Annotated in this window: 20 protein-coding genes; 5 read left to right on the top strand and 15 right to left on the bottom strand. The window is 67.9% G+C overall.

What is annotated here, in order from left to right; translation table 11 throughout:
* Nucleotides 1-131 precede the first annotated feature (131 nt).
* A complete protein-coding gene (locus tag GDR74_RS08285) occupies nt 132-1,925 on the top strand; it encodes an AsmA family protein (protein ID WP_152585865.1) in 1,794 nt (597 codons plus the stop codon).
* Here GDR74_RS08285 and GDR74_RS08280 read toward each other — a convergent pair.
* From GDR74_RS08280 to GDR74_RS08250, 7 genes are all read right to left on the bottom strand, one after another.
* Entirely contained in the window at nt 1,919-2,722 is an 804-nt protein-coding gene (locus GDR74_RS08280; protein ID WP_152585864.1) for an ABC transporter permease, read from the bottom strand. The genes GDR74_RS08285 and GDR74_RS08280 overlap by 7 nt on opposite strands.
* Nucleotides 2,719-3,624: an ABC transporter permease gene (locus GDR74_RS08275; protein WP_152585863.1), complete on the bottom strand. Its 906-nt coding sequence runs from the start codon at nt 3,622-3,624 to the stop codon at nt 2,719-2,721. Before GDR74_RS08275 ends, GDR74_RS08280 begins: the two co-directional genes overlap by 4 nt.
* A 2-nt stretch (nt 3,625-3,626) precedes the next feature.
* A complete protein-coding gene (locus GDR74_RS08270; RefSeq protein WP_425486951.1) occupies nt 3,627-4,793 on the bottom strand; it encodes an ABC transporter ATP-binding protein in 1,167 nt (388 codons plus the stop codon).
* Nucleotides 4,794-4,989: 196 nt separating this feature from the next.
* On the bottom strand, nt 4,990-5,511 hold the full coding sequence (locus tag GDR74_RS08265) for an Hsp20/alpha crystallin family protein (protein ID WP_152585862.1): 522 nt from the start codon (nt 5,509-5,511) through the stop codon (nt 4,990-4,992).
* Between the two features lie 64 nt (nt 5,512-5,575).
* Nucleotides 5,576-6,028, bottom strand: coding sequence for an Hsp20 family protein (locus GDR74_RS08260; protein ID WP_152585861.1), 453 nt, complete (start codon nt 6,026-6,028; stop codon nt 5,576-5,578).
* 164 nt (nt 6,029-6,192) lie between these two features.
* Complete coding sequence (locus GDR74_RS08255; RefSeq protein ID WP_152585860.1) at nt 6,193-7,794, bottom strand: DHA2 family efflux MFS transporter permease subunit; 1,602 nt, start codon at nt 7,792-7,794, stop codon at nt 6,193-6,195.
* 34 nt (nt 7,795-7,828) lie between these two features.
* Nucleotides 7,829-9,052: an HlyD family secretion protein gene (locus GDR74_RS08250; RefSeq protein ID WP_152585859.1), complete on the bottom strand. Its 1,224-nt coding sequence runs from the start codon at nt 9,050-9,052 to the stop codon at nt 7,829-7,831.
* A gap of 143 nt (nt 9,053-9,195) precedes the next feature.
* Here GDR74_RS08250 and GDR74_RS08245 point away from each other — a divergent pair, with 143 nt between their 5' ends.
* Nucleotides 9,196-9,840 (top strand): TetR/AcrR family transcriptional regulator, encoded by a 645-nt coding sequence (locus tag GDR74_RS08245; RefSeq protein WP_152587700.1) that lies wholly within the window; start codon nt 9,196-9,198, stop codon nt 9,838-9,840.
* A 294-nt stretch (nt 9,841-10,134) separates the two neighbouring features.
* On the opposite strand, the gene GDR74_RS08240 is transcribed toward GDR74_RS08245, so the two are convergent.
* The 4 genes from GDR74_RS08240 to GDR74_RS08225 form a co-directional block, all read right to left on the bottom strand.
* Nucleotides 10,135-10,836: a Crp/Fnr family transcriptional regulator gene (locus tag GDR74_RS08240; RefSeq protein WP_152585858.1), complete on the bottom strand. Its 702-nt coding sequence runs from the start codon at nt 10,834-10,836 to the stop codon at nt 10,135-10,137.
* A 151-nt stretch (nt 10,837-10,987) separates the two neighbouring features.
* Nucleotides 10,988-12,142, bottom strand: a complete 1,155-nt coding sequence (locus GDR74_RS08235; protein WP_152585857.1) for a DegT/DnrJ/EryC1/StrS family aminotransferase — start codon at nt 12,140-12,142, stop codon at nt 10,988-10,990.
* Nucleotides 12,142-13,743 carry a Gfo/Idh/MocA family oxidoreductase gene (locus GDR74_RS18490; RefSeq protein WP_152585856.1) on the bottom strand — a complete coding sequence of 534 codons (1,602 nt, stop codon included), beginning with the start codon at nt 13,741-13,743 and terminating at the stop codon, nt 12,142-12,144. Before GDR74_RS18490 ends, GDR74_RS08235 begins: the two co-directional genes overlap by 1 nt.
* A 64-nt stretch (nt 13,744-13,807) precedes the next feature.
* On the bottom strand, nt 13,808-15,172 hold the full coding sequence (locus GDR74_RS08225) for a nucleotide sugar dehydrogenase (RefSeq protein WP_152585855.1): 1,365 nt from the start codon (nt 15,170-15,172) through the stop codon (nt 13,808-13,810).
* A gap of 242 nt (nt 15,173-15,414) precedes the next feature.
* Between GDR74_RS08225 and GDR74_RS08220 the strand changes: the two genes are divergently transcribed.
* Nucleotides 15,415-17,295, top strand: a complete 1,881-nt coding sequence (locus tag GDR74_RS08220) for an ABC-F family ATP-binding cassette domain-containing protein (RefSeq protein WP_152585854.1) — start codon at nt 15,415-15,417, stop codon at nt 17,293-17,295.
* Nucleotides 17,296-17,352: 57 nt separating this feature from the next.
* Here the strand turns inward: GDR74_RS08220 and GDR74_RS08215 are convergent, their stop codons facing one another.
* The 4 genes from GDR74_RS08215 to GDR74_RS08200 form a co-directional block, all read right to left on the bottom strand.
* On the bottom strand, nt 17,353-17,730 hold the full coding sequence (locus tag GDR74_RS08215) for a hypothetical protein (RefSeq protein WP_152585853.1): 378 nt from the start codon (nt 17,728-17,730) through the stop codon (nt 17,353-17,355).
* 7 nt (nt 17,731-17,737) lie between these two features.
* A complete protein-coding gene (locus GDR74_RS08210; protein WP_152585852.1) occupies nt 17,738-19,297 on the bottom strand; it encodes a S10 family peptidase in 1,560 nt (519 codons plus the stop codon).
* Between the two features lie 66 nt (nt 19,298-19,363).
* Entirely contained in the window at nt 19,364-19,816 is a 453-nt protein-coding gene (locus GDR74_RS08205) for a DNA polymerase III subunit chi (protein ID WP_152585851.1), read from the bottom strand.
* 57 nt (nt 19,817-19,873) lie between these two features.
* On the bottom strand, nt 19,874-21,364 hold the full coding sequence (locus GDR74_RS08200; protein WP_152585850.1) for a leucyl aminopeptidase: 1,491 nt from the start codon (nt 21,362-21,364) through the stop codon (nt 19,874-19,876).
* A gap of 241 nt (nt 21,365-21,605) precedes the next feature.
* Between GDR74_RS08200 and lptF the strand changes: the two genes are divergently transcribed.
* Both lptF and lptG read left to right on the top strand, forming a co-directional pair.
* Nucleotides 21,606-22,766 (top strand): LPS export ABC transporter permease LptF, encoded by a 1,161-nt coding sequence (gene lptF / locus GDR74_RS08195; protein WP_152585849.1) that lies wholly within the window; start codon nt 21,606-21,608, stop codon nt 22,764-22,766.
* A gap of 2 nt (nt 22,767-22,768) precedes the next feature.
* Nucleotides 22,769-23,854 carry an LPS export ABC transporter permease LptG gene (gene lptG, locus GDR74_RS08190; protein ID WP_152585848.1) on the top strand — a complete coding sequence of 362 codons (1,086 nt, stop codon included), beginning with the start codon at nt 22,769-22,771 and terminating at the stop codon, nt 23,852-23,854.
* The last annotated feature ends 48 nt before the right edge of the window (nt 23,855-23,902 follow it).

Here is a 23,902-nt window from a genome sequence, read left to right as displayed (position 1 = left end):
CCTGCAACCTGGCCTCAATTTAGACAATCCCTTCGTATGGAGGTAAGGATATCGCCGGCAGCGGATGCGCCGCCGCCACCATCCCGCCCGGGCCCTGCCCAGGGCGGAGCCAAAGGCCCCGATCACAGTTCATGTCCCGCCGCCTCGTCCTTTTCATCGCCTTGGCCACGCTCGCCCTTCTGGGCGCGGCGTCCGCCCCCTGGACCCTCAGCCCGGGCGGGCTCGCGGCTGCCGTGACCGAGCATCTCCAGGGACGGTACGGCCTTTCCGTTGCGGTATCCGGCCGCAGCACCTTCGCACTCCTGCCGACGCCGCGGGTGAAGTTCGAGGAGGTCACCCTCTCCTATCCGAAGCATTCCCTTAAGGCAGAGGGGGCGACCCTGCGCGGCGAACTGCGCATCCTCCCCCTGTTCATGGGGCGAATCGAGCTGTCGGAGATCGCCCTGAACGACGCCCGGATCACGGCCGCGGCGGCGGCGCTGCGCGGGATCGACTGGGCCCGGCTCTTCAGGGACCGGATGGGCGAGACCCACGCCCGGCGCCTGATCGTCGCCGCCTCCTCCATCCGCTGGACCGACCTTCCTGCGTCCGGCCTGTCCGACCTGAACCTCCTGGTCAACTGGAACGGGGTCGGAGAGCCCCTGCATGCGGTCGGATCCGCCGTGTGGCGCGGCGAGAGGGTCGCGGTGGACCGCGCCTCCTTCGACCCGGTCCGCCTCGCTTCCGATCAGCTGAGCCCGCTCGCCCTGACCCTCTCGGTCCCGGCGGGGCGCCTTTCCATCCAGGGCGAGGCCCAGATCGGCGACGACCCGCGCTTCACCGGCCAGAGCCTCCTGAGCGCGGCCTCCATGCGCGACTTCCTGCGCTGGAGCGGGATCGGCCTGCCCTTCGGTTCGCTGATGCAGGCCGTCGCCATCGAAGGCGACCTGTCCGTCAACCGCCGCCGCATCTCCTGGCCCTCGGTGACGGTCACGCTCGGCTCCGACACCCTCGAAGGCACGCTGGCCGTCCGCCTCGACGCGGAACGTCCGGTCATCGCGGGGACCCTTGCGGCGGAACGGCTGAACCTGTCCGACTTCGTCCAGCCCCTCGCCCAGGCGCGCGCCGGGTCGGGTTCCTGGAGCGAGGAGGCGATCAATCTCACCCAGGTCACCGGGAACGATCTGGACCTGCGCCTGTCGGCCATGAAGGCGCAGCTCGGGCGCCTGCATCTCGGGGACATGGCCGCCAGCATCCTGGTCCGGCCGGGCCGGATCGAGGCCTCCCTCGGCCGCGCCGATTTCCACGAAGGCACCCTCAAGGGCCGCCTTGCCCTCATCGCTTTCGAGAAGGGCGTGGACGTGAAGAGCCAGGGCCTGTTCGACGGGGTGAACATCGCCAGCTTCCTGTCGGAGATCGGCCAGCCGCGCTGGATCACGGGAAGCGCGCAGGGCCAGTTCGCTCTGGAGGGCGCCGGCGCCACTCCGGCGGAAGTGGTCCGCCAGGCCCAGGGACGCTCGACGGTGACGGTGAAGGAAGGGGAGCTCGTCGGCATCGCCCTCAACGACGCCGTGAAGCGCGTCGAGAAGCGGCCCCTCTCCGCCTCCCTTTCCTGGAAAGGGGGTCGCACCCCCTTCGACCAGGTGCAGGCGCAGCTGGCGATCAGCGGCGGGATCGGCGAGATCGTGGACAGCCGCATCAGCACCCCCACCCTCTCTACCAGCCTGCACGGTAAGGTCTCCCTGCCCGAACGCGGCATCAGCATGAAGGTCGAGGTTTCGCCGCTCACGCCAAGCCCGCCCCTCGCGCCCGCCATCGTCTTCGACGTGTCGGGCGGGTGGGACGACATCGCGATCACGCCCGACGCGCGCTCCCTGATCGAGCGCTCCGGCGCGGCGCGCCCCCTCCTCGGCGTGGAAAGCGCCCCCTTCGCGACCGCTCAGTGAGCGCTGCGTCGGGAGCGCAGGGCCGAGCGCTTGCTGAGCAGCGTCGCCGTGACGACGCCCACCGCCACGATGCCGATCAGAATGGCCGAGGCCGCATTCACCTCCGGCGACAGGCCGAGGCGTACCTGGCTGTAGATCTTGATGGGCAGCGTCGTCGCCCCCGGACCCGCGTTGAAGCTCGCGATCACGAGATCGTCCATCGACAGGGTGAAGGCGAGCAGGAAGCCGGCGACGATCGAAGGGGAGATCAGCGGCAGGGTCACCGAGAAGAAGGTGCGCAGCGGCGGCGCCCCGAGGTCCATGGCCGCCTCCTCCAGGGAACGGTCGAAGGTCATGAGCCGCGCCTGGACCACCACCGTGACGAAGCACATGGTGAGCGTCGTATGCGCCAGGGTGATCGTCAGGAAGCCCCTGTCGAGCCCGATCGCCACGAAGAACAGCAGCAGGGACAGGCCGGTGATCACCTCGGGCATCACCATGGGCGCATAGACCATGCCCGTGAACAGCGTCCGCCCCGGGAAGCGGCCGTAGCGGGTCAGGGCCAGGGCGGCGAGCGTCCCGAGCACGGTGGAAAGCGCGGCGGACAGGAGCGCGATCCGCAGCGTCACCCAGGCGGCCTCCATGAGCGCCTCGTTCCGGAACAGCGCCACGTACCACTGGGTCGAGAACCCGCCCCAGACGGTGACGAGCCGGGACGCGTTGAACGAGAAGACCACCAGCAGCAGGATCGGCAGGTACAGGAAGGCGAAGCCGAGAACCAGCGCCGTGACGTTGAAGACGCTCAGGCGGCGCGTCATGGCCGGGTCTCCAGCCGGCGCGCTTCCACGTCGCGATAGATCACGATGGGCACCACCAGGATGATGAGGAGGAGGATGGCGACCGCCGAGGCGAGCGGCCAGTCCCGGTTGGAGAAGAACTCGCTCCAGAGCTGCTTGCCGATCATCAGGGTTTCGGAGCCGCCGAGGAGGTCCGGGATCACGAACTCGCCGACTGCCGGTATGAAGCACAGGAGCGAACCCGCGATGACGCCGGGCATGGCGAGCGGCACGGTGATCGTCCAGAAGGCGCGCCAGGGCGGGCAGCCGAGATCCTGCGCGGCCTCGATCAGGGTGTCGTCCATCTTCTCGAGAGTCGCGTAGAGCGGCAGCACCATGAACGGCAGATAGGCATAGACGATGCCGATGAAGACGGCGGTCTCCGTGTTGAGGACGGTCAGCGGCTCAGCGACCAGACCCATGCTCATCAGGACCTGGTTGAGGAGCCCCTCCGGCTTGAGGATGGCAATCCAGGCGTAGATGCGGATCAGGAAGCTCGTCCAGAACGGAAGGATCACCATGGCCACGAGGAGCGGCCGGTGGCGCTCCGGCGCGCGGGCCATGGCGTAGGCGATGGGGAATCCGACGACGAGCAGCAGCGCCGTCGAGACCGCGGCGATGCGCACCGACGACAGGGTCGCCCTCAGGTAGAGATCGTCGCCCGTGAGCGTCTCGAAGTTCTCGAGATCCAGCTGGCCGAAGAAGCCGAGGATATCGCTCCAGTCGAAGACCGGCTTGTAGGGCGGCTGCGCCACCGCCGGATCGGACAGGCTGATCTTCAGGACGATCAGGAACGGCACGAGGAAGAGCAGGCCGAGCCAGAGATAGGGCACGGCCGGCACCAGGGCGGAGGCCAGCTTCTTCGGAAAGGACCGCACGATCATGGCTATTCCGCCAGAATCACCGCCGCATCCGGCGCGAAGGTGACATAGACGCGCTCGTCCCAGTCGATGGGATTCTCCACGTAGCGGGAGCGGTTCGCCCGGGTCACGCGGATGATGGCGCCCGAATCGAGCTTGACCCGGTACACGGTCCAGTCGCCGAGATAGCCGATGTCCCAGACCTCTCCGCCGAGCACGTTCTGGGAGCCCGCCTCCGGCCTGTCCCGCTGTATGGCCATCTTCTCCGGCCTGACCGCGATCGCCACCGCCTGGTCCTGGTGGAGAACCTCGTCCGGGTCGTCGATGGTGAGGGGCTCGGCGGCAGCGGAGGAGCGCACGCGCCACAGGCCCTGTTCCTGCCCGAGGACGTGCCCTTCGAGAATGTTCACGTCGCCGACGAACTCGGCGATGAAGCGGGTCTTGGGCTGCTCGTAGATCTCGCCGGGGGTCGCGACCTGCACGATGCGGCCGTGGTCCATGACCGCGATCCGGTCGGCCATGGTCATGGCCTCCTCCTGGTCGTGCGTCACGACGATGAAGGTCATGCCGAGCTCGTGCTGGATGTCCATGAGCTCGAACTGGGTCTCCTCGCGCAGTTTCTTGTCGAGGGCGCCGAGGGGCTCGTCGAGCAGGAGCACCTTGGGGCGCTTGGCGAGCGCCCGCGCCAGGGCGACGCGCTGGCGCTGCCCGCCGGAGAGCTGCGCCGGATAGCGCCTGGCGAGCTTCTCGAGCTGCACGAGGCGGAGCATCTCGCCGACGCGCGCGGCGATCTCCCCTTTCGGCAGGCCGTCCTGCTTCAGGCCGAAGGCGATGTTCTTCTCCACGCTCATGTGCGGGAAGAGCGCGTAGGACTGGAACATCATGTTCACCGGCCGCCGGTAGGGCGGCACGCCCGCGAGGCTCTTGCCCGCCAGCGCGATGCGTCCTTCGCTCGGCTCCTCGAAGCCCGCGATCATGCGCATGAGGGTGGTCTTGCCGCAGCCGGACGGGCCGAGCAGGCAGAAGAACTCACCTTCGAAGATGTCCAGGGAGAGGTGGTCGACGGCGATCGCCTCGCCGAACCGCTTGGTGACGTTCTCGACCCGGATCAGCGGGACGGCATGAGGGTCGGACCAGGGCGCAAACGAACGGCGCACGGCGCCGATGGAAGCGGACTTGAGGGGAACGGGCAATTTGGTCGCGTATCCGGCATGGGTCAGAGTTGGAACGGAGCGCGCAAACTAGGATGAAAGTGCGGCGAAAACAACAGGATGAACCCCCTCGTCCCAAGGCGGCCAGAGGCCCCCGGCGGAGGCCTCGCCGGTGGGCGGGACCGCATCGTCCGGCTCACGGTGCGGCGGGGACGGGCCCCGCCGCTTTGACCTCAGGTCAGTGCTTCGTCGCCTCCGCGGCGTTGATCGGGATTCGCTTGACGTGCGAGGCGGCCTGGGCCGACTTGGGCATGGTCACGGTCAGCAGTCCGTTCCGGAACGAGGCCTCGACCTTGTCGGCCTCCACCTCCCAGGGGATCGGGATTCGGCGTTCGAACCGGCCGTAATAGCGCTCGCTGAACGACCGGTCCTTGTCCTCGACCTCGGATTTCCGCTCGCCGCGGATCGTCAGGACGCCGTCGTTCATGAGCACCTCGACGTCCTTGTCCTCGAGGCCGGGGAGTTCCGCCGAGACGCGGACGTCCTTGTCCGTCTCGACGACCTCGAGGCTCGGCCAGCCCGCCATTCGGCCCATGCCTCCCATGCCGCCGCCGAACGGGCTCATGTCGAAGGTGCGGAAGACGTCGTCGAAGAGGCGGTTCATCTCCCTGTGCAGGGTCATGAAGGGGTCCCCTTCTTCCCGGGACCGGCCCGAGCCGAGTTGGTGACGGCCCCAGGGGATCAGATCGCGCATGTTCATGGCATCCTCCTTCCATGTTTCGGTCCGAAGCTCTCCCGCGACGGGTCCGGGCGACTCGACCGGCCTAGGCTGCCTTCCCGTGCTCGACCGTCCTGTGGCCGTCGCTCGCGATCTCGATGCGGCGGGGCTTGATCTCCTCGGGAATCTCGCGGACCAGGTCGATGGTCAGCAGGCCGTTGTCGAGGTTCGCCCCAGTTACCGTAACGTAGTCGGCCAGGTTGAACGTCTGCTTGAAGCTGCGCGTGGCGATGCCCCGGTGCAGATACTGAACGTCCCCGTCCTCCGGGGGCTTGTGTCCGGTGACGTTCAGGGCGTTCTCCTGCTGGACGATCTCGATCTCGTCGGGAGAAAAGCCCGCCACGGCCATGGTGATGCGGTAGCGGTCCTCGCCGCACTTCTCCACATTGTAGGGCGGCCAGCCGGGCGCTGCCTCGGCCCTGGTCTGGTCGAGCATGTCGAAGAGGCGGTCGAAGCCGACCGTGGAGCGGTAGAGAGGGGAAAAATCGAAGCTTCTCATCGCCATATCCTCCGTCGAGCAACATGGACCCGAGAGCGCCGGGGCGCGCCGGCGCCCGTTCGGCCGGGCTTCCCCGGGAGCCCGGCCATCTCTCATGAGATGGGAATCTCGCGGAGGCGGATCAAGCCGCCGGAGCGGCGGCGGCCGGTCGATATCCTTCGGGATTAGTGCCCCCCGCCGCCGGAGGCAGCGGCGCTCGGCTTCTTGACGAAGGGCAGAGCGACGATGAGCGCCAGGAAGAGGAAGGTAAGGAGGTAGAACACGTCGGCGAAGGACATGACCGTCGCCTGCTGCCTCACCAGGCGGGTCATGGTCTTGAGCGCCGCCGCCCCCGCGTCCGAGCCGAGGCCCTGATAGGTCCGGGTCATGGCGTCGAGGGTCTCGACCGCCGTCGCGCGCGCCCAGTTCACGCTCTCGTGGAGGCGCTGGAGATGGAGGTCGAGCCGGTTGTTGAGAACCGTGTTGATGATGGCGAGGCCCATCGCGCCGCCGAGGTTGCGGGTCAGGTTGTAGAGACCGGAGGCGTTCTTGATCCGCTCGGGCGGCAGGGTTCCAAGGGCGATGTTGTTGATTGGCACCATGCAGATCATCAACCCCACGCCGCGCAGGACCTGTGGCAGGAACAGCTCCCAGAAGTCCCAGTCCTTGGTCAGGCCCGTGATGAGCCAGGTGCCCAGGGCGAAGGAACCGAAACCCATGGCCATCATGACCCGCGGGTCGAGCGAGCGCGACAGGCGCCCCGCGACGGGAGCCATCAGGAACATGCTGGCGCCGGAAACGAACATCGTCTCGCCGATCTGCAGGGACGAGTAGCCCCTCACCCGCCCGAGATAGAGGGGGTAGAGATAGGTGAGGCCGTAGAGGCCGATCCCCAGGACGAAGCTGAAGGAGGAGCCCGCCAGGAAGTTGCGGTCCTTGAAGGCGCGCAGGTCCACGATGGGCTGCTTCGCCGTGAGCGCCCGGTAGAAGAACCCGATTGCGCCGACGGCGCAGACTGCCGCCAGCACCGCCACCGCCTCGTCCTGGAACCAGTCGTTGTTGGGTCCCTCTTCCAGCACGTATTCCAGCGAGCCCAGGAAGGCCGCCATGAAGGCGAGCCCTGTCCAATCGAAGGTCTTGAACAGGTCCAGGTTCGGCTCGTCGAAGTCCACGAGGAGGTAGGTGGAGACCGTGACGAAGATGCCGGGCACGATGTTGACCAGGAACAGCCAGTGCCAGGAGAACAGGTCGGTCAGGTAGCCCCCGATGGTCGGCCCCACGGTGGGCGCGAGCGTCGCCACGAGCCCGATGATCGGCGAGATCACGGGACGCTTCTCGGGCGGGAAGATCGTGAAGGCCGAGGCGAAGACGGTCGGGATCATGCCGCCGCCGATGAAGCCCTGGAGGGCGCGCCAGAGGATCATCTCGTTGATCGAGGACGACATGGCGCACATGAAGCTCATGAAGGTGAAGCCGCCGGCCGAGATCACGAACATCCACCGGGTGGAGAGCACGCGCGACAGGGTGCCCGACAGCGGGATCATGATGACCTCCGCGATCAGGTAGCTCGTCTGCACCCAGGAAATCTCGTCGGCGGAGGCCGAGAGCCCGGCCTGGATCTCGGCCAGCGAAGCGGAGACGATCTGGATGTCCAGGATCGCCATGAACATGCCGAACACCATGCAGATGAACGCGAAGGTCCGGCGCGCGCCGACGGGCGCCGGCTTCGCGGGTGCTGCGGGCCGGGAGACCGGGGTCCCTTCGGCTATGGCGGCGGAAGCGGCCATGGTGCGTCCTGACTGGTTGGCGTGCCTCGGACCGTCAGCGCCGGGCGGCCTGCGTCGTCTGCCGGGGCTCCGCCTGCTCGCGGGTGTTCACGCTCACGACGACCGAGAGGCCGGGTCGCAGCATGCCCGTGCGGGCGGCTTCCTCGGACACCTCGATGCGGACGGGGACGCGCTGGACGATCTTGGTGAAGTTGCCGGTCGCGTTCTCCGGCGGCAGCAGGCTGAACACCGCGCCGGACGCGGGAGCGACGCTCTCGACCGTGCCCACGATGTCCGCCTCCGGGTAGGCGTCGACAGTCAGATGGACCTTCTGGCCGGGCCTGAGCGCGGCGAGCTGGGTCTCCTTGAAGTTCGCGTCCACGTGCACGCTGTCGAGCGGCACGATCGCGGCAAGCCGCGCCCCTGGCTGCACGAAGGTCCCGACCTCCACGGCCTTGTTGCCGATCACCCCGTCGACCGGGGCGCGGATCTCGGTGAAGGAAATGTCGCGCTCGGCCTTCTCCACGGCCGTCTGCTGCTCCGCGACGGCCCGCTGGGCCTCGGCCCGCTGGGCGGCGAGCACGTCAACGTTGGCCTGCGCCAGGGCGAGCGCCGCCTGAGCGCTTTTCACGTTGGCATCGGCACGGTCGCGCTCGGCCTTGGCGTTCTCGAAGGTGGCCTTGCTGGCATAGTTGGACTGGGCGAGCTGCTGCTGGCGCGCGAAATCCCCGGCGGCGCGCTCGGCTTCCGCCTTGGCGGCGGCCACCTGCGCCTCCGCCTGGGCGACGGAAGCCCTGGCGGCCTCGATCTGCTGGCCGATGCGCGCGACGGCGCTCTGCTGGGTGGCGAGCTTGTCCTTGGCCGCCTGCAGGGCGAGCCGGTAGTCGCCGTCGTCGATCTTGGCGATCAGGTCGCCGGCCTTGACGCTCTGGTTGTTGGAAACCGCAACGGAGGACACGTAGCCGGAGACCTTGGCGGACAGGATCGTGATGTCGGCCTGGACATAGGCGTCGTCCGTCGAGACCGTGAACCGGCCGACAGTCCACCAATGATATCCCTCATAGCCGCCGAACCCGAGGCCCGCGAGGAGAACAGCGAGGAGAACCGGCTTCTTGCCGAACCTGGCCTTCTTCCGGGACTGCGACTTGCCCTCCGGCGCCCCCGTTCCCTGCGGAACGGCGGCTGCCCCCTCCGCCTCAGGCGCAGGCCGCGGAGCTCTGTCCGCCTGTGGAGAGGGACCTTCGCCCTTGGATCGGGTATCGTCGTCGCGATATGCCATGTCTTGCCAACCTTCGCATGCCGGCCACGTGGGCTCGAACCGCGGCACTGCGCACACTGGAATCCGTCTGCGGGATCCTTATATGGTTTGACTGAACGGTTCGGTCAATGGAGAAGAACCTGTCGGGAGGTGACAAAACGCACATGAGCAACGCGAGTTTCGCGCCGGCGCCCGCCGCTTCCGAGGACGGCACGGACAACGCCAAGCGCCGGCAGATCCTGGAAGGAGCCCGACAGGTCTTTCTCGCGCAGGGGTTCGACGGCGCGAGCATGGGGGAGATCGCGAAGGCGGCAGGGGTCTCGAAAGGGACTCTCTATGTCTACTTCAACAGCAAGGAAGCGCTTTTCGAGGCCCTGACCGTCGAGGAGAAACGCTGCCTGGCCGAGGTACTCTTCCGGCTCGACGCAGACGATCCCGACGTGCGCGGCGTCCTGGCCCGGCTGGGCACGAGCTATCTCAACCGCATGGGCGACCCCGAGCACATCTCCTCGGTGCGCATGGTGATCGGCGCGGCCAACAAGCTGCCGCAGCTCGGCCACGCGTTTTACGAAGCAGGCCCCTGCCAGGGCATTGCCCGCCTCAAGGGCTATCTCGACAGCCAGGTCGCCGCCGGCCGCCTGGACATTGAGGACACCGGGGTTGCCGCCCAGCATTTCCTCGACCTTTGCCAATCGGGCGTCATGCGCCGCCTGCTGTTCGCCGTCGGCAGCCGCCCGACGGACGAGGAGATCCGCCGCAACGTCGAGAACGCGCTGCGGGTGTTCTTCGCCGCCTACGGAAAAAAATGAAGCCGACGGGGCCCGGCAACGGGCGATCCGGGCGCCCTACCCTATCCGCCTGTGCATCGGACGAGAATTCGAACTGACGTCCGGTGCTCCAGGCTTTCGATTTCGAGCCTCGTTCCGCGCAAAACGGTTCCCTTTTTTGCGCTCGATGCTCTGGAGCGGATTGCGCTTCGATGGAATCGCACTCCGCTCAGAAGCTCTTGATTGGCCGCAGTGTCGGACGGACCCGGAGGGCCGCGCCAGCGACCCGGAGGGCCGCGCCAGCGAAAACCGGTTCTCACTTCTCCTGAAAAGGCTCTAATGCCGCGGCCCGCGCCAGGCGTCCTCGCGCAGCGCCTCCGCCACACGGGCCCTGAGGACCTCCGGCTGCAGCAGGATCAGGGCGCCGCGCGTGCGCTCGATGAGCCCTTCCTGTGACATCATGGTGAACTCGCGGGTCACCTGCTCCCGGCGGCAGCCGATCCTCGCCGCGATGATGTGGTGGAACGGCGGCGGCGTGATCACGCGCTCCCCCATCCTGTCCGAACGCGGCACCGAAAGGCGCAGGAGCTCGGAATAGAGGCGGTGCCGAAGGTCGAGGACGGTCTGCTCGACGAAGCGGGCGTTGAGCTCGCGGATGCGGGAGGCCATAAGGCAGAACAGCCGCTCCGCCACCTTGGCATTCGAGAAGAGCAGTTCCCGGAACACGGCCGCGGGCATCACGCAGGCCTCTCCCTTCGTCAGGGCGGTCACGTTCGCCGAGCGCTTGATGCCGTCCAGGGCGGCAAGCTCCCCGAACAGCTCGCCGGACTTCATCTCGTCGAGGATGACCTCCTTGCCCGAAGCGGTGCGCATGAGGACCCGCACCTCGCCCGCGAGCAGGAAATAGACGTCCGTGGACAGGTCGTCGAAATCGAGCAGGATCTCCTCCGGGTCGAAGCGGCGCAGATGCGCCCGCGCCTCGTAGGGCGCGAGATCGATCCCCAGATCCTTGAAGAGCTGAACCCCGGACAGCCGCATCGTCTTCGCCCCCTTGAGAGACCTTCCGTCTTCATAGCAGCAGGACAAGGCCAAGCTAGGGCCAAATATTGTTACGTCAACTTGTAACCTCGACGAAAAAAAGCCGGGCTTGCGGCCCGGCTCTCTCGCGACGATCGGTTTTCTGAATCCCTTACTCAGCGGCAGCCTTGCGCTGCTTGACGAGGGCGTCCTTCACGGCCGCAATGATGCGGTCCTGCACCTCGGGGGTGAGGTAGGGATGCATCGGCAGGCTCACGACCTCCTTGGCGAGGCGCTCGGAGACCGGCAGGCCGTTGCCGGCCACCGGATAGCCCTTGTAGGCGGTCTGCTGGTGGAGCGGCTTCGGATAGTAGACCGCGGTCGGGATGCCGGCGGCCTTGAGGTCGGCCTGGAACTGCTCGCGGTCGAAGCTGCCCATGCGCAGGGTGTACTGGGCCCAGACGGAGGTGTAGCCCTCCGGAACCTCCGGGACGAGGGCGACGTCGCGCAGGTTGTCGTTGTAGTACTTCGCGACCCGGTCGCGGGCCTCGATCTCGCTCGGGAAGATCTTGAGCTTCTCGATGAGCACGGCGGCCTGGATGGTGTCGAGGCGGCCGTTCACGCCGATGCGGACGTTGTCGTACTTCTCGGTGCCCTGGCCGTGCACGCGGATCGAGCGCAGGACCGTGGCGAGTTCGTCGTCGTTCGTGAAGATGGCGCCGCCGTCGCCGTAGCAGCCGAGAGGCTTCGCCGGGAAGAAGCTCGTGGTCGTCGCATCGCCGATCACGCCGACCTTGCGGCCCTTGTAGGAGGCGCCGAAGCTCTGGGCCGCGTCGCACATGAGCCACAGGCCCTCGCGCTTGCAGAAGGTCTCGATGGGCTCGTAATCGGCGGGCAGGCCGAAGAGGTCGACCGGGATCACGCCCACCGGGTTGAGGTTGAGCGACTTGGCGGTCTTCAGGCCGGCTTCGAGGCTGGCGATATCGAGATTGAAGGTGTCCTCGCGGACGTCGACGAAGATCGGGGTGGCGCCGACCCAGGCGACCACCTCGGCCGTGGCGGCGAAGGTGAAGCTGGGGCAGAACACGGCATCGCCCGCCTTCACGCCCTTGGCCATCAGGACCATGGCGAGCGCGTCGGTGCCGTTGGCGCAGGAGATCACGTGCTTGGCGCCGCAGAAGGCGGACAGGTCGGCCTCGAGGGTCTTGACCTCGGGGCCCATGATGTAGCCGCCGTGGTTCACGACGCGCAGGATGGCCTCGTCCATGGCGGAGCCGATCCGCTCGCGCTGGGCCGCCAGGTCGATGAAGGCAATCGGTTCCGACATCACGCAATCTCCTCAAGTGTGTTGGGGCCGGTCTCACGGTAGCGGCGGCCGGTTTCGGGGCAGACGAGATCCGGGCCGAGCTTGGCGCCCGCATGGCTCATCCAGCCGATGCGCTTGGCCGGGACGCCGGCCATGAGCGCGAAGGCGGGGACATCCTTGGCGACCACGGCGCCCGCGGCGATGAAGCAGTATTCGCCCAGGGTGTGGCCGCAGACGATCGTCGCGTTGGCGCCGATCGAGGCGCCGCGCTTCACGAGGGTTGGGCGGTACTCGGACTTGCGGGCGATCTCGGAGCGCGGGTTGTTCACGTTGGTGAAGACGCAGGACGGGCCGCAGAACACGCCGTCCTCCAGGGTCACACCCTCGTAGACCGAGACGTTGTTCTGGATCTTGACGTTGTTGCCGACCGTCACCTTCGGTCCGATCACCACGTTCTGCCCCACATTGACGTTCTTGCCGAGCGTCACGTTGCCGAGGATATGGCTGAAGTGCCAGATCTTCGAGCCTTCGCCGATCTCGACGCCGGGGTCGACATAGGCCGACTCGTGGATCATCACGCCGGGATAGTCCTTGGCGACGCGGGGCTTGGCGGGGGCCGGCGCAGCGGCAGCCGGGGCCTGGACGCCGTTGGAGCGGGCCTGGCGCAGGGCCTCGGCCGCGCGGGAGAGCACGGTGAGCACCCGCAGGCCCTCGCGGCCGTCGGTGCGCGGCGTCGCGCCGGTGCGCACGCAGTCGATGAAGTGCAGGCACTCCTGCTTCAGGGGTTCGTCCTGCGGCACGGTGATCGGAATGGCGTCGGCCTTCACCGGTACCGGCATGTTGTCCTTCCACTCCACCTTGTGCGGGTAGAGGAGCAGCTTGCGATCCCAAGCCTCGCCGTCGTCGAACACGGCCATGGCCTCGGAGCCGACGACGACCAGCTTCTGCTCCTTGAACGGATGCAGCCAGGACACGAAGACATGCGCCCGCTCTCCGCCTGGGAAGGCGAGATGGGTCGTCGTCACGTCCGCGATGGCGTCGTGGAGATAGTAGCCGCCGACCGCCTCCACCTTCTCGGGCTCGCTGCCGACGAGGGAGAGGATCATCGAGAGGTCGTGCGGCGCGAAGGACCAGAGGATGTCCTCCTCGCGGCGGATTTTTCCGAGGTTCAGCCGGTTCGAGTAGACGTACTGCAGGCGGCCGAGCCTGCCCTCGCGCACCAGGGTCTTCAGTTCCAGGAAGATCGGGTGGTACTGCAGCAGGTGACCGACCATGAGGCGACGGTCGAGGCGCTCCGCCAGGGCGCAGAGCTCCTTCGCCTCGTTCACCTCGAGCGCAAGGGGCTTCTCCACGAAGACGTGCTTGCCGGCCTCGAGAGCCTGCTTCGCCAGCCTGTAGTGCAGGGCCGCGGGCGCCGCGATGGCAACCGCATGGATGCCTGGATCCGCCAGAGCCGCCTCGAAGCTCAGGGCGCGCCCGCCGTGCTTGGCGATGAGGGCCTCGACGGTGGGCTGGTGGGCGTCGACCAGGGCCTCCAGGGCCCCGAGCTCGGCGAAATTGCGGACCAGGTTCTTGCCCCAGTACCCGCAGCCGACAACCGCTACCCGCACATCGCTCGACATAATCACGCGCCCTTCAGTCCGCTGTTCTTCTCGGATGGTCTCTCTTGGATGATGGTAAAGGCGATCAGGCCTTCACGACCCGGCCGTCCGCGATGCCGGCGCGGGCGCAGGCATTGCGGGTGTCCACGACGATCTTCGCGTTGTCGACGACGAGCTTGTAGTCGACGTTGTCGTGATCGGTGGCGATGAGCACCGCGTCATAGGCGGCGACCGTCTTCGGATCGAGGGAGACGGACTTGCGGCCGGCGAGCTCCGCATGCTCGCGGGTCGGCGGGATCACCGGGATGAAGGGATCGTAGTAGTCCACATGCGCGCCGCGGGCCTCGATCAGCTCGATGAGCTTGAGCGAGGGGCTCTCGCGCATGTCGTCCACGTTCTTCTTGTAGGCGATGCCGAGCATGAGGATCTTCGAGCCCGTGAAGGCGCGCCCGTTCCGGTCGACCGCCTCCGCGAGCTTGTTGACCACGTAGTAGGGCATGCGGGTGTTGATCTGACCCGCGAGTTCGATGAACCGGGTGGCGATGTCGTATTCGCGCGCCTTCCAGGTCAGGTAGAACGGGTCGATCGGGATGCAGTGCCCGCCGAGACCGGGGCCCGGATAGAAGGGCATGAAGCCGAAGGGCTTCGTCTTCGCGGCGTCGATCACCTCCCACACGTCGATCCCCATGGCCGCGTAGACGACCTTGAGCTCGTTCACGAGGGCGATGTTGACGGCGCGGAAGATGTTTTCGGTGAGCTTCACCGCCTCCGCGGTCGCCGCCGAGGACACGGGCACCGTCTTGACGATCAACTGGCCGTAGAGGGCTTCCGCAAGGGCAAGGGCATCGGGTCCGTCGCCGCCGACCACCTTCGGAATGGTCGAGGTGCCGAAGTCCGGATTGCCGGGGTCCTCGCGCTCCGGCGAGAAGGCCAGGAAGAAGTCCTCGCCGCTCTTGAGGCCGGTCGCCTCGAAGATGGGCTTGATCACCTCGTCCGTGGTACCGGGATAGGTGGTCGATTCCAGGACGATCAGCTGCCCCCTGCGCAGGCGCGGGGCAATGGCCCGGGCGGTGTTCTCCACATAGGAGAGGTCGGGCTCGCGGTGCTTGGTGAGGGGGGTCGGAACGCAGATGAGGATGGCGTCGGGCTCGTTCAGGCGGTCGAAATCGGCGGTGGCCTGGAACTTGCCGCCCTTGACCGCCTCCGCGATCAGGTTGGCCGGGATGTGCTTGATGAAGCTCTCGCCCCGGTTGAGCTGGTCGACGCGGGGGGCGTCGATGTCGAAACCGAGGACCTCGAAACCGGCCTTGTTGGCCGTCAGGGCGAGGGGAATGCCCACATAGCCCAGTCCGACGATGCCGATTCGCGCCTTGCGGGCCTTGAAGCTCGCGAGCAGTTCGGACACGTTCACGGGCGCCGCATCGGTCTTCACCGCGCGATTTGCATGCATTTTCAGGCTCCTGACTAACCCCTTCGCGACCTCGACGCCGCACCACGGAGTTCGCAGGAAGACGTGATACGGACGAGAGCGGCGTGCTTATTTTCGGCGTGTCTGTGATGGCATTACCCGCCAAAGTCAAGCGAAAGCAACGGCCGAGCCTCATCGTTCGCGTTGACTGTCCCCTGCCGGGAGCGCGTGCTGCAAGGGAAGTCCGGCCTTGCCTTGAGGACGCCTGCGGGCCAAAAGGCCGCATGCTTCACGTCAACGACCTGACCTACCGCATCGGCGACCGGACCATCCTGGACAGGGCCTCCTTCGCCCTGCCGGCCGGCAGCAAGGTCGGCCTCGTCGGGCGCAACGGGGCAGGCAAGACCACCCTCTTCCGGATCGTCCAGGGCGAGATCGCGCCGGAGAGCGGAGACATCTCCCTCCCCCGCGGCGTGCGGATCGGCGCCGTGGCGCAGGAGGCCCCCGGAGGCCCGGAGACCCTTCTCCAGGTCGTGCTCGCGGCCGACCGGGAACGCACCGCCCTCCTCGCGGAGGCCGAGACGGCGGACGGGCTCCGCCGCGCCGAGATCGAGACCCGCCTGATGGACATCGACGCCTATTCGGCGCCGGCCCGCGCCGCGGCGATCCTCCACGGCCTCGGCTTCGATGCCGAGGCGCAGGCCCGGCCCTGTTCCTCCTTCTCGGGCGGCTGGCGGATGCGCGTGGCCCTCGCCTCGGTTCTGTTCGCGGCGCCGGACCTGCTCCTTCTCGACGAGCCGACCAACTACCTGGACCTGGAAGGCACCCTCTGGCTCTACGACTATCTCGGCCGCTATCCGCATACGGTCCTCGTCATCAGCCACGACCGGGAGCTGCTCGACACCTGCGTCAATCACATCCTGCACCTCGACCGGGGGAAGCTCACCCTCTATCGCGGCGGCTACACGTCCTTCGCCCGGCAGCTGGCGGAGAAGCGGGAGCTGACCGCCAAGCTGAGAGCGAAGCAGGAGGCGGAGCGCAAGCACCTCCAGTCCTTCATCGACCGCTTCAAGGCCAAGGCTTCCAAGGCCCGGCAGGCCCAGTCGCGGGTCAAGAAGCTCGCGAAGCTGGAGCCGGTGGCCGCCATCGTCGAGGACGAGGTCCTCCCCTTCGACCTGCCCGGGCCCGAGCGGCCCATCGCGCCGCCCCTGATCGCGATCGAGGGAGCCGCCGCAGGCTACGGGGACAGGGTCGTCCTCGACCGGCTGAACCTCACGATCCAGCCGGACGACCGCATCGCGCTCCTCGGCGCCAACGGCAACGGAAAGTCGACCTTCTGCAAGCTGATCGGCGGGCGCCTGCCGCCCCTGAAGGGCGACATCCGCTGGCCGGGCAAGATGGAGGTCGCCTATTTCGCCCAGCACCAGGTGGACGAGCTCAACCCCTCCGCGACCGCCTTCGAGCACGTGGCCGCCCTCATGCCGGATGCGCCCGTCGCCAAGGCCCGCGCCCGGGCGGCGCGGTTCGGCTTTCCGGGCGCCAAGGCCGACACGCCGGTGTCCGCCCTCTCCGGCGGAGAGAAGGCGCGGCTCCTCATGGGCCTTGCCGCCTTCCACGGCCCTCACCTGCTCATCCTCGACGAGCCGACCAACCACCTGGACATCGACAGCCGCGCGGCCCTCATGGAAGCGATCAACGACTACACGGGCGCCGTGGTCCTGGTGAGCCACGACCGCTTCCTGATCGAGGCCTGCGCAGACCGGCTCTGGCTCGTCGGCAACGGCACGGTGAAGCCCTTCGACGGCGACATGGACGACTACCGCCAGCTCGTCCTCTCGGGCGAACTGGCGCCCCAGCGCAAGGACGACCGGCCGCAGACCGCCCAGGCCTCCCGGACCGAGGAGCGCCGCGCGGCCGCCGAGCGCCGGGTCGCGCTGGCTCCCCTGCGGAAGAAGCTGGAGGCGCTCGAGGCCCGGATGGCGAAGCTGACGGAGGTCATCGGCAAGGTCGACGCCGCCCTCGCCGACGGAACCGCCTTCCAGAAGGACGCCGCCAAGGCGACGGAGCTTTCCCGCATGCGCGCCGAGGCCGCCGAGGCCCTCGCGGCGGCGGAAGAGGAGTGGCTGACGGTGAGCGGCGAGATCGAGGCGGCGGGGGCATCCTGAGACCGCGGACCGCTCGCCGGAATTGGAAGGCGCGCGCGACGCCGCGGCCGGGCGATCCTATTTCACGATCCGGTCCAGGCGGTTGTTGACGAAGAAGTAGAGTTCCCGGCCGCCCGGCTCGGAATAGAGAACCTGCACCTCGCGCTGACCCTTGCCGCTCTCGCCGACGAGCACGTCCGTCGGCGGCTTGCCCTTGAGGCGTACGAGATCGCATTCGCCGATCCCGGGCTCGATCGCCGTCGCCGCGCCGGAGGGAGCGCCCTGGCACTGCCCGTCGGGGCCGAGGACCGGCCCGGAGAAGGCAGGAGCGGCCTGTGCCGGCGCGGGGAGAGCCGCGGAAGCCGCCGCGACGGCGGGTGTCTCGGTGCGGGTGCCGTTGCAGGCCGCGAGGCCCAAAGCGACGGCGGCCATGGCGAGGATGGACGGGATGCGCATGCCGGTGTCAGTCCCTTTTCGCGGCCCGCGCCTGCAGGGCCTTTTCGAAGAGCGCCCGCGCGTCGTCCCGGAAGGCCCGCCGCGAGGCATCGCGCGAATAGAACATGTGGCCGCCGTCGTAAACCTTGAGCATAAGGCGCCGCTCGGGGCCGAGGTCGGGGATCTGGTCCAGCTGGAGTTGGCTGGCATAGTAGGGCGTCACGAGGTCGGTGAAGCCGTGGACGACGAGGACCCGCAGGGCGCCGTCGAGGGCCATGGCGCTCTTCAGCTCCTCCGTGTTCTCGGGGGCGTTCCGGCCGCCGCCCCAGCGCCAGGACCGGTTCACGTTCTCGTTGAGCAGGTTGTAGCGCCCCTCGGGCCGGTAGTTCAGGGTCCGGGTCAGGTGATCGAGAATCGCGCTCGTGAGCGGCGCGGTCATCGCGGACAGGACCGGATCCTCGAAGCGCGACACGTTCGCATGCGGCTCCGGATCGGCCGAGGCGACGTTCGAATCGTAGGCGCTCACCACCTCGCCTACCCTCCGCCGGACCTCCCGCTGGAACGTGCGCGGATCGACCCGGCCGGCCAGGCGCCGCGTGAGCGCCGGGTCGAGGCCGGTGATCTCGGCGACGCGCCGGCTGACGCGCTCCACCGCCTCCGTGTCCCGGGGACCGCGCATCAGGTCGAGGAGATACTCCCCCGAGGCATAGCGCTCGACGTCCCGGAGCGCCTCCCGCGTGACGGGGCCGCTCTTCGCGAGGACGGATGCGGCGAGCGACGGCAGCAGCGCCGCCTGGGCCCAGGGCGCGCCGCTGCGCTGGTCGAGCCAGCCGAAATCGAGAACGGGGGAGACGAGGACGAGCCCGCTGAAGCCGATTCCCTGGTCGTTCTGGAGCTTCTGCGCCAGGAGAGGGCCGCGGAACCCGCCATAGCTCTCGCCCACGAAGAACTTCGGCGACTGCAGCCGGCCCTTCTCCTTCAGCCAGCGCATGACGAAGGCGGCGAGCCCCTCGATGTCGCCCTGGACGGAATAGAAGCGCTCGCGCACCTGATCGCCGCCGATCACGCGGCTGTATCCCGTCCCCGGCGGGTCGATGAAGACGAGATCGGTGAAGTCGAGCCAGGTCTCCCCATTGGGCGCGAGAACGGGCGGCGCGGAGGGGCTGATCGCCGGCCCGTCGAGGTCGAGGCGCCACGGCCCGATGGCGAGCAGGTTGAGATAGGCGGAGGAAGCGCCCGGCCCGCCGTTCACCGCGAACGTCACCGGGCGCGCGGCCGGGTCGGCATCGTCCCGGACATAGGCCACGAATCCGATCTCCGCCTGCGGCGCGCCCTGCTGATCGGTCAGGGTCAGGCTCCCCGCCGTCGCCGTGACGCGCAGGGTCCGTCCGGGAAGCTCCAGGGTGTGGCGCGTCACGGATTCCGGCGGAAGTCGCTGGGCATCGCCGGAGGGCCGCTGCCGCTGCTGCTCCTGCTGGGGCTGCTCCCTGTGCTCCTGCCCCGCCCGCTCCTGGGCATGGGAGGCGACCGGCAGCGCGAGCGCGAGCCACAGGGCGGCAAGCAGGGAAAGGCGCGGCATTCGTTTCATGGGATCATCCTCAAGGCTTTCCTGAAACGGAGGACGCCGGCCTCCGTTCCTGCTCGCCGGCATCTCTCACGCCTTCCGTTGCCAGCGCCCCCGCTCGTCCTGCTGCCAGTAGGTGGCGTCGTGCCCCGCCTCCTTCACCGCCCGCCAGTGGTCGCGCGCCAGGGCGAGGGCCTCGAGGTCGTTGCCGTCGAAGAGGATGGCGATGCGCTCGTAGGAGGACAGGTCCTCCGGCAGGCCCGCCCCCTCGACGAGGAAGCGGATCTGCGAGCCATTGGGATTTCCGCCGCTCAGGGTGATGAGCACCGGCTGGTCGGCCGCATGGGCCTCCCGGTCCGTCCCGTGCGGGAGGAAGCTCTCGTCGGCGAACGTCCAGAGGTGGTCGTCGAGGGCGGACATGCGCTCCTCGGTCGTCGCCTGGACGACGGCGCGCCAGCCCCTCTCCAGGGATTTCTGGAGCAGGGTCGGCAGGACCGCCTCGAGGGGCTGGCGCTGCAGATGGTAGAAGAGAACTTCGGTCACAGGCGCCCTCCCGCTGCAGGAGGCGGCACCCCGGCGTCCTCTTCCACGGGTTTCATGTCATCCCTCGTAGTGGTCGCGCACGAGGCGGTCGAGGAGGCGCACGCCCCAGCCCGAGCTCCAGCCTTTGTTGATCTCCGTCTGCGGCGAGCCCATGGCGGTCCCGGCGATGTCGAGATGCGCCCAGGGAACGCCGTTGACGAACTTCTGAAGCAGGGCGGCCGCGGTGATCGAGCCGCCATAGCGCCCCCCCGAGTTTTTCATGTCGGCGAACTTCGACTCGATCATCTTGTCGAACTCGGGCCCGAGGGGCATCCGCCACACGCGTTCGCCCGTCGCCCTCCCCGCCTCGGCGATGCGCTGCGCGAGTTCGTCGTTGTTGGAGAACAGGCCTGCGTATTCCTGCGCCAGGGCCACGAGGATCGCCCCCGTGAGGGTGGCGAGGTCGATCATGAATTTGGGCTTGAACCTGTTCTGGACGTACCAGAGCACGTCCGCGAGGACGAGCCGCCCTTCGGCGTCCGTGTTGACGATCTCGATGGTCTGTCCGGACATGGTGGTGACGATGTCGCCGGGACGCTGGGCGTTGCCGTCGGGCATGTTCTCCACGAGGCCGATGGCCCCGATCACGTTCGCCCTGGCCTTGCGGCTGGCGAGCGCATGCATCAGGCCGACCACGCAGGCCGCACCCGCCATGTCGCCCTTCATGTCCTCCATGCCGGCGCCGGGCTTGATGGAGATGCCGCCGGAGTCGAACACCACGCCCTTGCCCACGAAGGCGATGGGCTGGGCGCCGGCCTTGCCGCCGTTCCAGCGCATGATGACGACGCGGCTGCCCCTGGACGAGCCCTGCCCCACGCCGAGCAGCGCCCGCATGCCGAGCTTCTGCATCGCCTTCTCGTCGAGAATCTCCACCTCGACGCCGAGCTTGGACAGGGCCTCGGCCCGGGCCGCGAACTCCTTCGGGCCGAGGACGTTCGGGGGCTCGTTGACGAGGTCCCGCGCCACCGCCACGCCCCCCGCCACGCCGTCCACGGCCTTGAAGGCCTTCTTGGCGGCGGCCGGATCCGGCACGGCGAAGACGAAGCGGCCCGTGCCGTCCTTCTTCGAGTCGTCCTTCTTGGTCTTGTAGCGGTCGAAGCTGTAGCGGCGCAGCTTCACCCCCAGCGCCATGTCGGCCACGTTCTCAGGGGTTGCCGTCACGCCCGGCAGGTCGACCCAGACGGTCGCGGTCTTGCCGTTCACCTTGCCGGCGACGAGGCCGCCGAGCTGGGCCCAGTCGAGCTCCGAGCGGTCCTTCTCGCCGCCGATTCCCACCACCACGAGCCGGTCGGCGGAAAGGGCGGAGGGCGCGACGATCGTCAGGGCCGACCTGGCCTTGCCCTTGAAGTTCTCGACCGCCGCGACCTTGGCGATCAGGTCCACCGCCTTCTGGCCGAGCAGCTTCGCCACCGCCGGGGACGGCTTGAGCGCTTCGCCGACGAACACGACGATGTCGCCCCCTTCCGCAGCGGCGGGAGCCTGGAAGTCGATCTTGATGCTGTCGGCCATGAAATCCTCTCGGGAACCCTTAAAACGCTCGTGAAATCACGCGAAGCGACCGCCGGCGGGGCCATGCTCCCGCCTGCGACCCATGGTGACATATCCCACTTCGGCCGCGGGATCACGCAGCATTGCCGCGAAAGCGGCGCAATCTCAAGCTCTTGGAGCGTCTCTCGCAGAGGGGGCCGGTCTTGCCTTCCGGGCCTGTCACAGAGTACCCAGGACCCGGGCGCCGGCCGCGATGGGCTTCATGACACTGATCGAACGTTATATCCTGAAAATCACTTTCTCCGCCTTCGCTGCGTGCCTGGTCGCCCTGACGGGGGTGATCTGGATCACGCAGGCCCTGCGCGAGCTCGACCTGCTGACCGGCAAGGGCCAGACCCTGTTCATCTTCTTCACGGTGACGGGCCTCTCCCTCCCCGCCCTCATCAACGTGATCTCCCCCGTGGCCCTGTTCCTCGCCACCCTCTACGCCCTCAACAAGCTGAACGGCGACTCGGAGCTGATCGTGATGAGCGCCGCCGGAATGCCGCCGCGCCGCCTGCTCAGGCCCTTCCTGGTCCTGGCGGCCTTCGTGTGCTTCGTGGTCGGGATCATCACCGTCTACCTGATGCCGGCAAGCTTCCAGGAGCTGCGCAACCTCGTGACGAAGATCAGGGCGGACTTCGTGGCCACCATGGCCAAGGAGGGCCAGTTCATCACCCTCGACAACGGCATCACCTTCCACTACCGCGAGCGGCAGGGGGATGCCCTCCTCGGCATCTTCATGCAGGACCAGCGGGTGAAGGACAAAGCCGTCGTCTATCTTGCGGAGCGGGGGCAGACCATCGAAACGAACGGCCAGGCCTATCTCGTCCTCGAGAAGGGCAGCGTCCAGCGCAAGGAGCCGAACAGCCGCGATTCCTCCATCGTCGCCTTCGAGCGCTATGCGGTGGACCTCGCCGCCTTCAACGAGGAGAACGGCGACATCGTCTACAAGCCGCGCGAACGCAGCACGACCCAGCTCCTGTTCCCGGACAAGAACGAGTTTCTCTACCAGTACCAGGAGGGCCGCTTCCGGGCCGAGCTGCACGACCGGCTTTCCGCCTGGCTCTATCCCCTCGCCATGATGACCATCGCCTTCGCCGCCCTGGGCGAGGCCCGCACCACCCGCCAGGGCCGCGGCCTCGCCATCGCCGCCGCGGTCCTGGGGGTGGTGGTCCTGCGCATCGCGGGCTTCGCCGCCTCGAGCGCCGTCGTCCGCACGCCTGCGGCCGTCGTCGGCGTCTACGGGGTCCCCCTGCTCGCCATCGCCCTGTCGCTCCTGATGATCTTCCAGGGCGCGGCGATGCGCAGCCTCCGGGCCAGGGCCGGAGCCTTGCTGGGCTCCCTCGTCCCCTCGCGCGGCAACCGGTTCCAGAAGGCCTGACCATGCTGATCGGCGCCACGCTCGGGAGCTATTTCTCGCGGCAGTTCCTGAAGACGATCTTCCTCGTCTTCATGACCGTCTTCGCCCTCGTCTACACCCTCGACTTCGTCGAGCTGATGCGCCGCGCCGGCGAGGCCGAGGGAGCGACCCCGGCCATGATGGCCCAGCTCGCCCTGTTCCGTACGCCGGCCATCGCCGAGCAGATCATGCCCTTCGCCGTGCTCTTCGGCAGCATGGCCAGCCTGCTCCAGCTCAGCCGCAAGCTCGAGCTGGTGGTCGCCCGCGCCGCCGGGGTTTCGGCCTGGCAGTTCCTCCAGCCCGGCCTCTTCGTCGCCCTGCTGATCGGCGCCCTGTCGGTGACGGTCTACAACCCGGTCTCCGCCGTGCTGAAGCAGAGGGCGACGAACATCGAGGCGAAGGTCTTCGCCCGCGCCTTCCAGCCCAACGGCAAGGCCCTGTGGCTGCGCCAGAAGAGCATCGACGGGCAGGCGATCTTTCGCGCGGAAGGGTCCCTCGCCGATTCGGCGACGCTCACCGGGGTGACCGTCTACACCTTCGACGGCACGGGGGCCTTCAGCCAGCGAATCGAGGCCAGCGAGGCGACCCTTCACGAGGGCTACTGGGAGCTGAAGGACGCCCGCGTGCTCTCGGCAGTCGAGGAGCCGCACGTCTACGACCGCTACCTGATCGCCTCGAATCTCCAACCTTCCCAGGTCCGCCAGAGCTTCACCGATCCGGACGCGGTGCCGTTCTGGAAGCTCAAGGAAACCATCGAACGCCTGGAAAAGGCCGATCTCAACACCACCGCCTACCGCCTCCACTACGACGTGCTCCTGGCGCGGCCGCTGCTCTTCATCGCCATGGTTTTCGTAGCGGCATCCGTTTCGTTAAGATTCTTTCGATTTGGCGGTGTGGCGATGATGGTTCTGGGTGGCGTTGCCGCCGGCTTCGTGCTTTATGTCGCGACGGAGCTCATGGCGGAGCTTGGAGCCTCCGGCCTCATCAGCACGGCGGTCGCCGCCTGGCTCCCTGCCGTCGTCGGCAGCTTGTTGGGAACTCTCGCCTTATTGTACCAAGAGGACGGTTGATGGTCCTCGCGGGACAGGCCTTGCAAGGAGTGATGATGGCTCGGGTCA

It is taken from the genome of Microvirga thermotolerans, from assembly GCF_009363855.1.
Lineage (GTDB): Bacteria > Pseudomonadota > Alphaproteobacteria > Rhizobiales > Beijerinckiaceae > Microvirga > Microvirga thermotolerans.
Note: the sequence above shows the minus strand (reverse complement) of the source record. Positions and strands in the feature narration are given on the sequence as shown.

What these genes read in the sequence shown, in the direction of transcription:
- GDR74_RS08285 (WP_152585865.1), top strand. Translation starts at nt 132, where the DNA reads ATGTCCCGCCGCCTCGTCCTTTTCATCGCCTTGGCCACGCTCGCCCTT.
- GDR74_RS08280 (WP_152585864.1), bottom strand. Translation starts at nt 2,722, where the DNA reads ATGACGCGCCGCCTGAGCGTCTTCAACGTCACGGCGCTGGTTCTCGGC.
- GDR74_RS08275 (WP_152585863.1), bottom strand. Translation starts at nt 3,624, where the DNA reads ATGATCGTGCGGTCCTTTCCGAAGAAGCTGGCCTCCGCCCTGGTGCCG.
- GDR74_RS08265 (WP_152585862.1), bottom strand. Translation starts at nt 5,511, where the DNA reads ATGAACATGCGCGATCTGATCCCCTGGGGCCGTCACCAACTCGGCTCG.
- GDR74_RS08260 (WP_152585861.1), bottom strand. Translation starts at nt 6,028, where the DNA reads ATGAGAAGCTTCGATTTTTCCCCTCTCTACCGCTCCACGGTCGGCTTC.
- GDR74_RS08255 (WP_152585860.1), bottom strand. Translation starts at nt 7,794, where the DNA reads ATGGCCGCTTCCGCCGCCATAGCCGAAGGGACCCCGGTCTCCCGGCCC.
- GDR74_RS08250 (WP_152585859.1), bottom strand. Translation starts at nt 9,052, where the DNA reads ATGGCATATCGCGACGACGATACCCGATCCAAGGGCGAAGGTCCCTCT.
- GDR74_RS08245 (WP_152587700.1), top strand. Translation starts at nt 9,196, where the DNA reads ATGAGCAACGCGAGTTTCGCGCCGGCGCCCGCCGCTTCCGAGGACGGC.
- GDR74_RS08240 (WP_152585858.1), bottom strand. Translation starts at nt 10,836, where the DNA reads ATGCGGCTGTCCGGGGTTCAGCTCTTCAAGGATCTGGGGATCGATCTC.
- GDR74_RS08235 (WP_152585857.1), bottom strand. Translation starts at nt 12,142, where the DNA reads ATGTCGGAACCGATTGCCTTCATCGACCTGGCGGCCCAGCGCGAGCGG.
- GDR74_RS18490 (WP_152585856.1), bottom strand. Translation starts at nt 13,743, where the DNA reads ATGTCGAGCGATGTGCGGGTAGCGGTTGTCGGCTGCGGGTACTGGGGC.
- GDR74_RS08225 (WP_152585855.1), bottom strand. Translation starts at nt 15,172, where the DNA reads ATGCATGCAAATCGCGCGGTGAAGACCGATGCGGCGCCCGTGAACGTG.
- GDR74_RS08220 (WP_152585854.1), top strand. Translation starts at nt 15,415, where the DNA reads ATGCTTCACGTCAACGACCTGACCTACCGCATCGGCGACCGGACCATC.
- GDR74_RS08215 (WP_152585853.1), bottom strand. Translation starts at nt 17,730, where the DNA reads ATGCGCATCCCGTCCATCCTCGCCATGGCCGCCGTCGCTTTGGGCCTC.
- GDR74_RS08210 (WP_152585852.1), bottom strand. Translation starts at nt 19,297, where the DNA reads ATGAAACGAATGCCGCGCCTTTCCCTGCTTGCCGCCCTGTGGCTCGCG.
- GDR74_RS08200 (WP_152585850.1), bottom strand. Translation starts at nt 21,364, where the DNA reads ATGGCCGACAGCATCAAGATCGACTTCCAGGCTCCCGCCGCTGCGGAA.
- lptF (WP_152585849.1), top strand. Translation starts at nt 21,606, where the DNA reads ATGACACTGATCGAACGTTATATCCTGAAAATCACTTTCTCCGCCTTC.
- lptG (WP_152585848.1), top strand. Translation starts at nt 22,769, where the DNA reads ATGCTGATCGGCGCCACGCTCGGGAGCTATTTCTCGCGGCAGTTCCTG.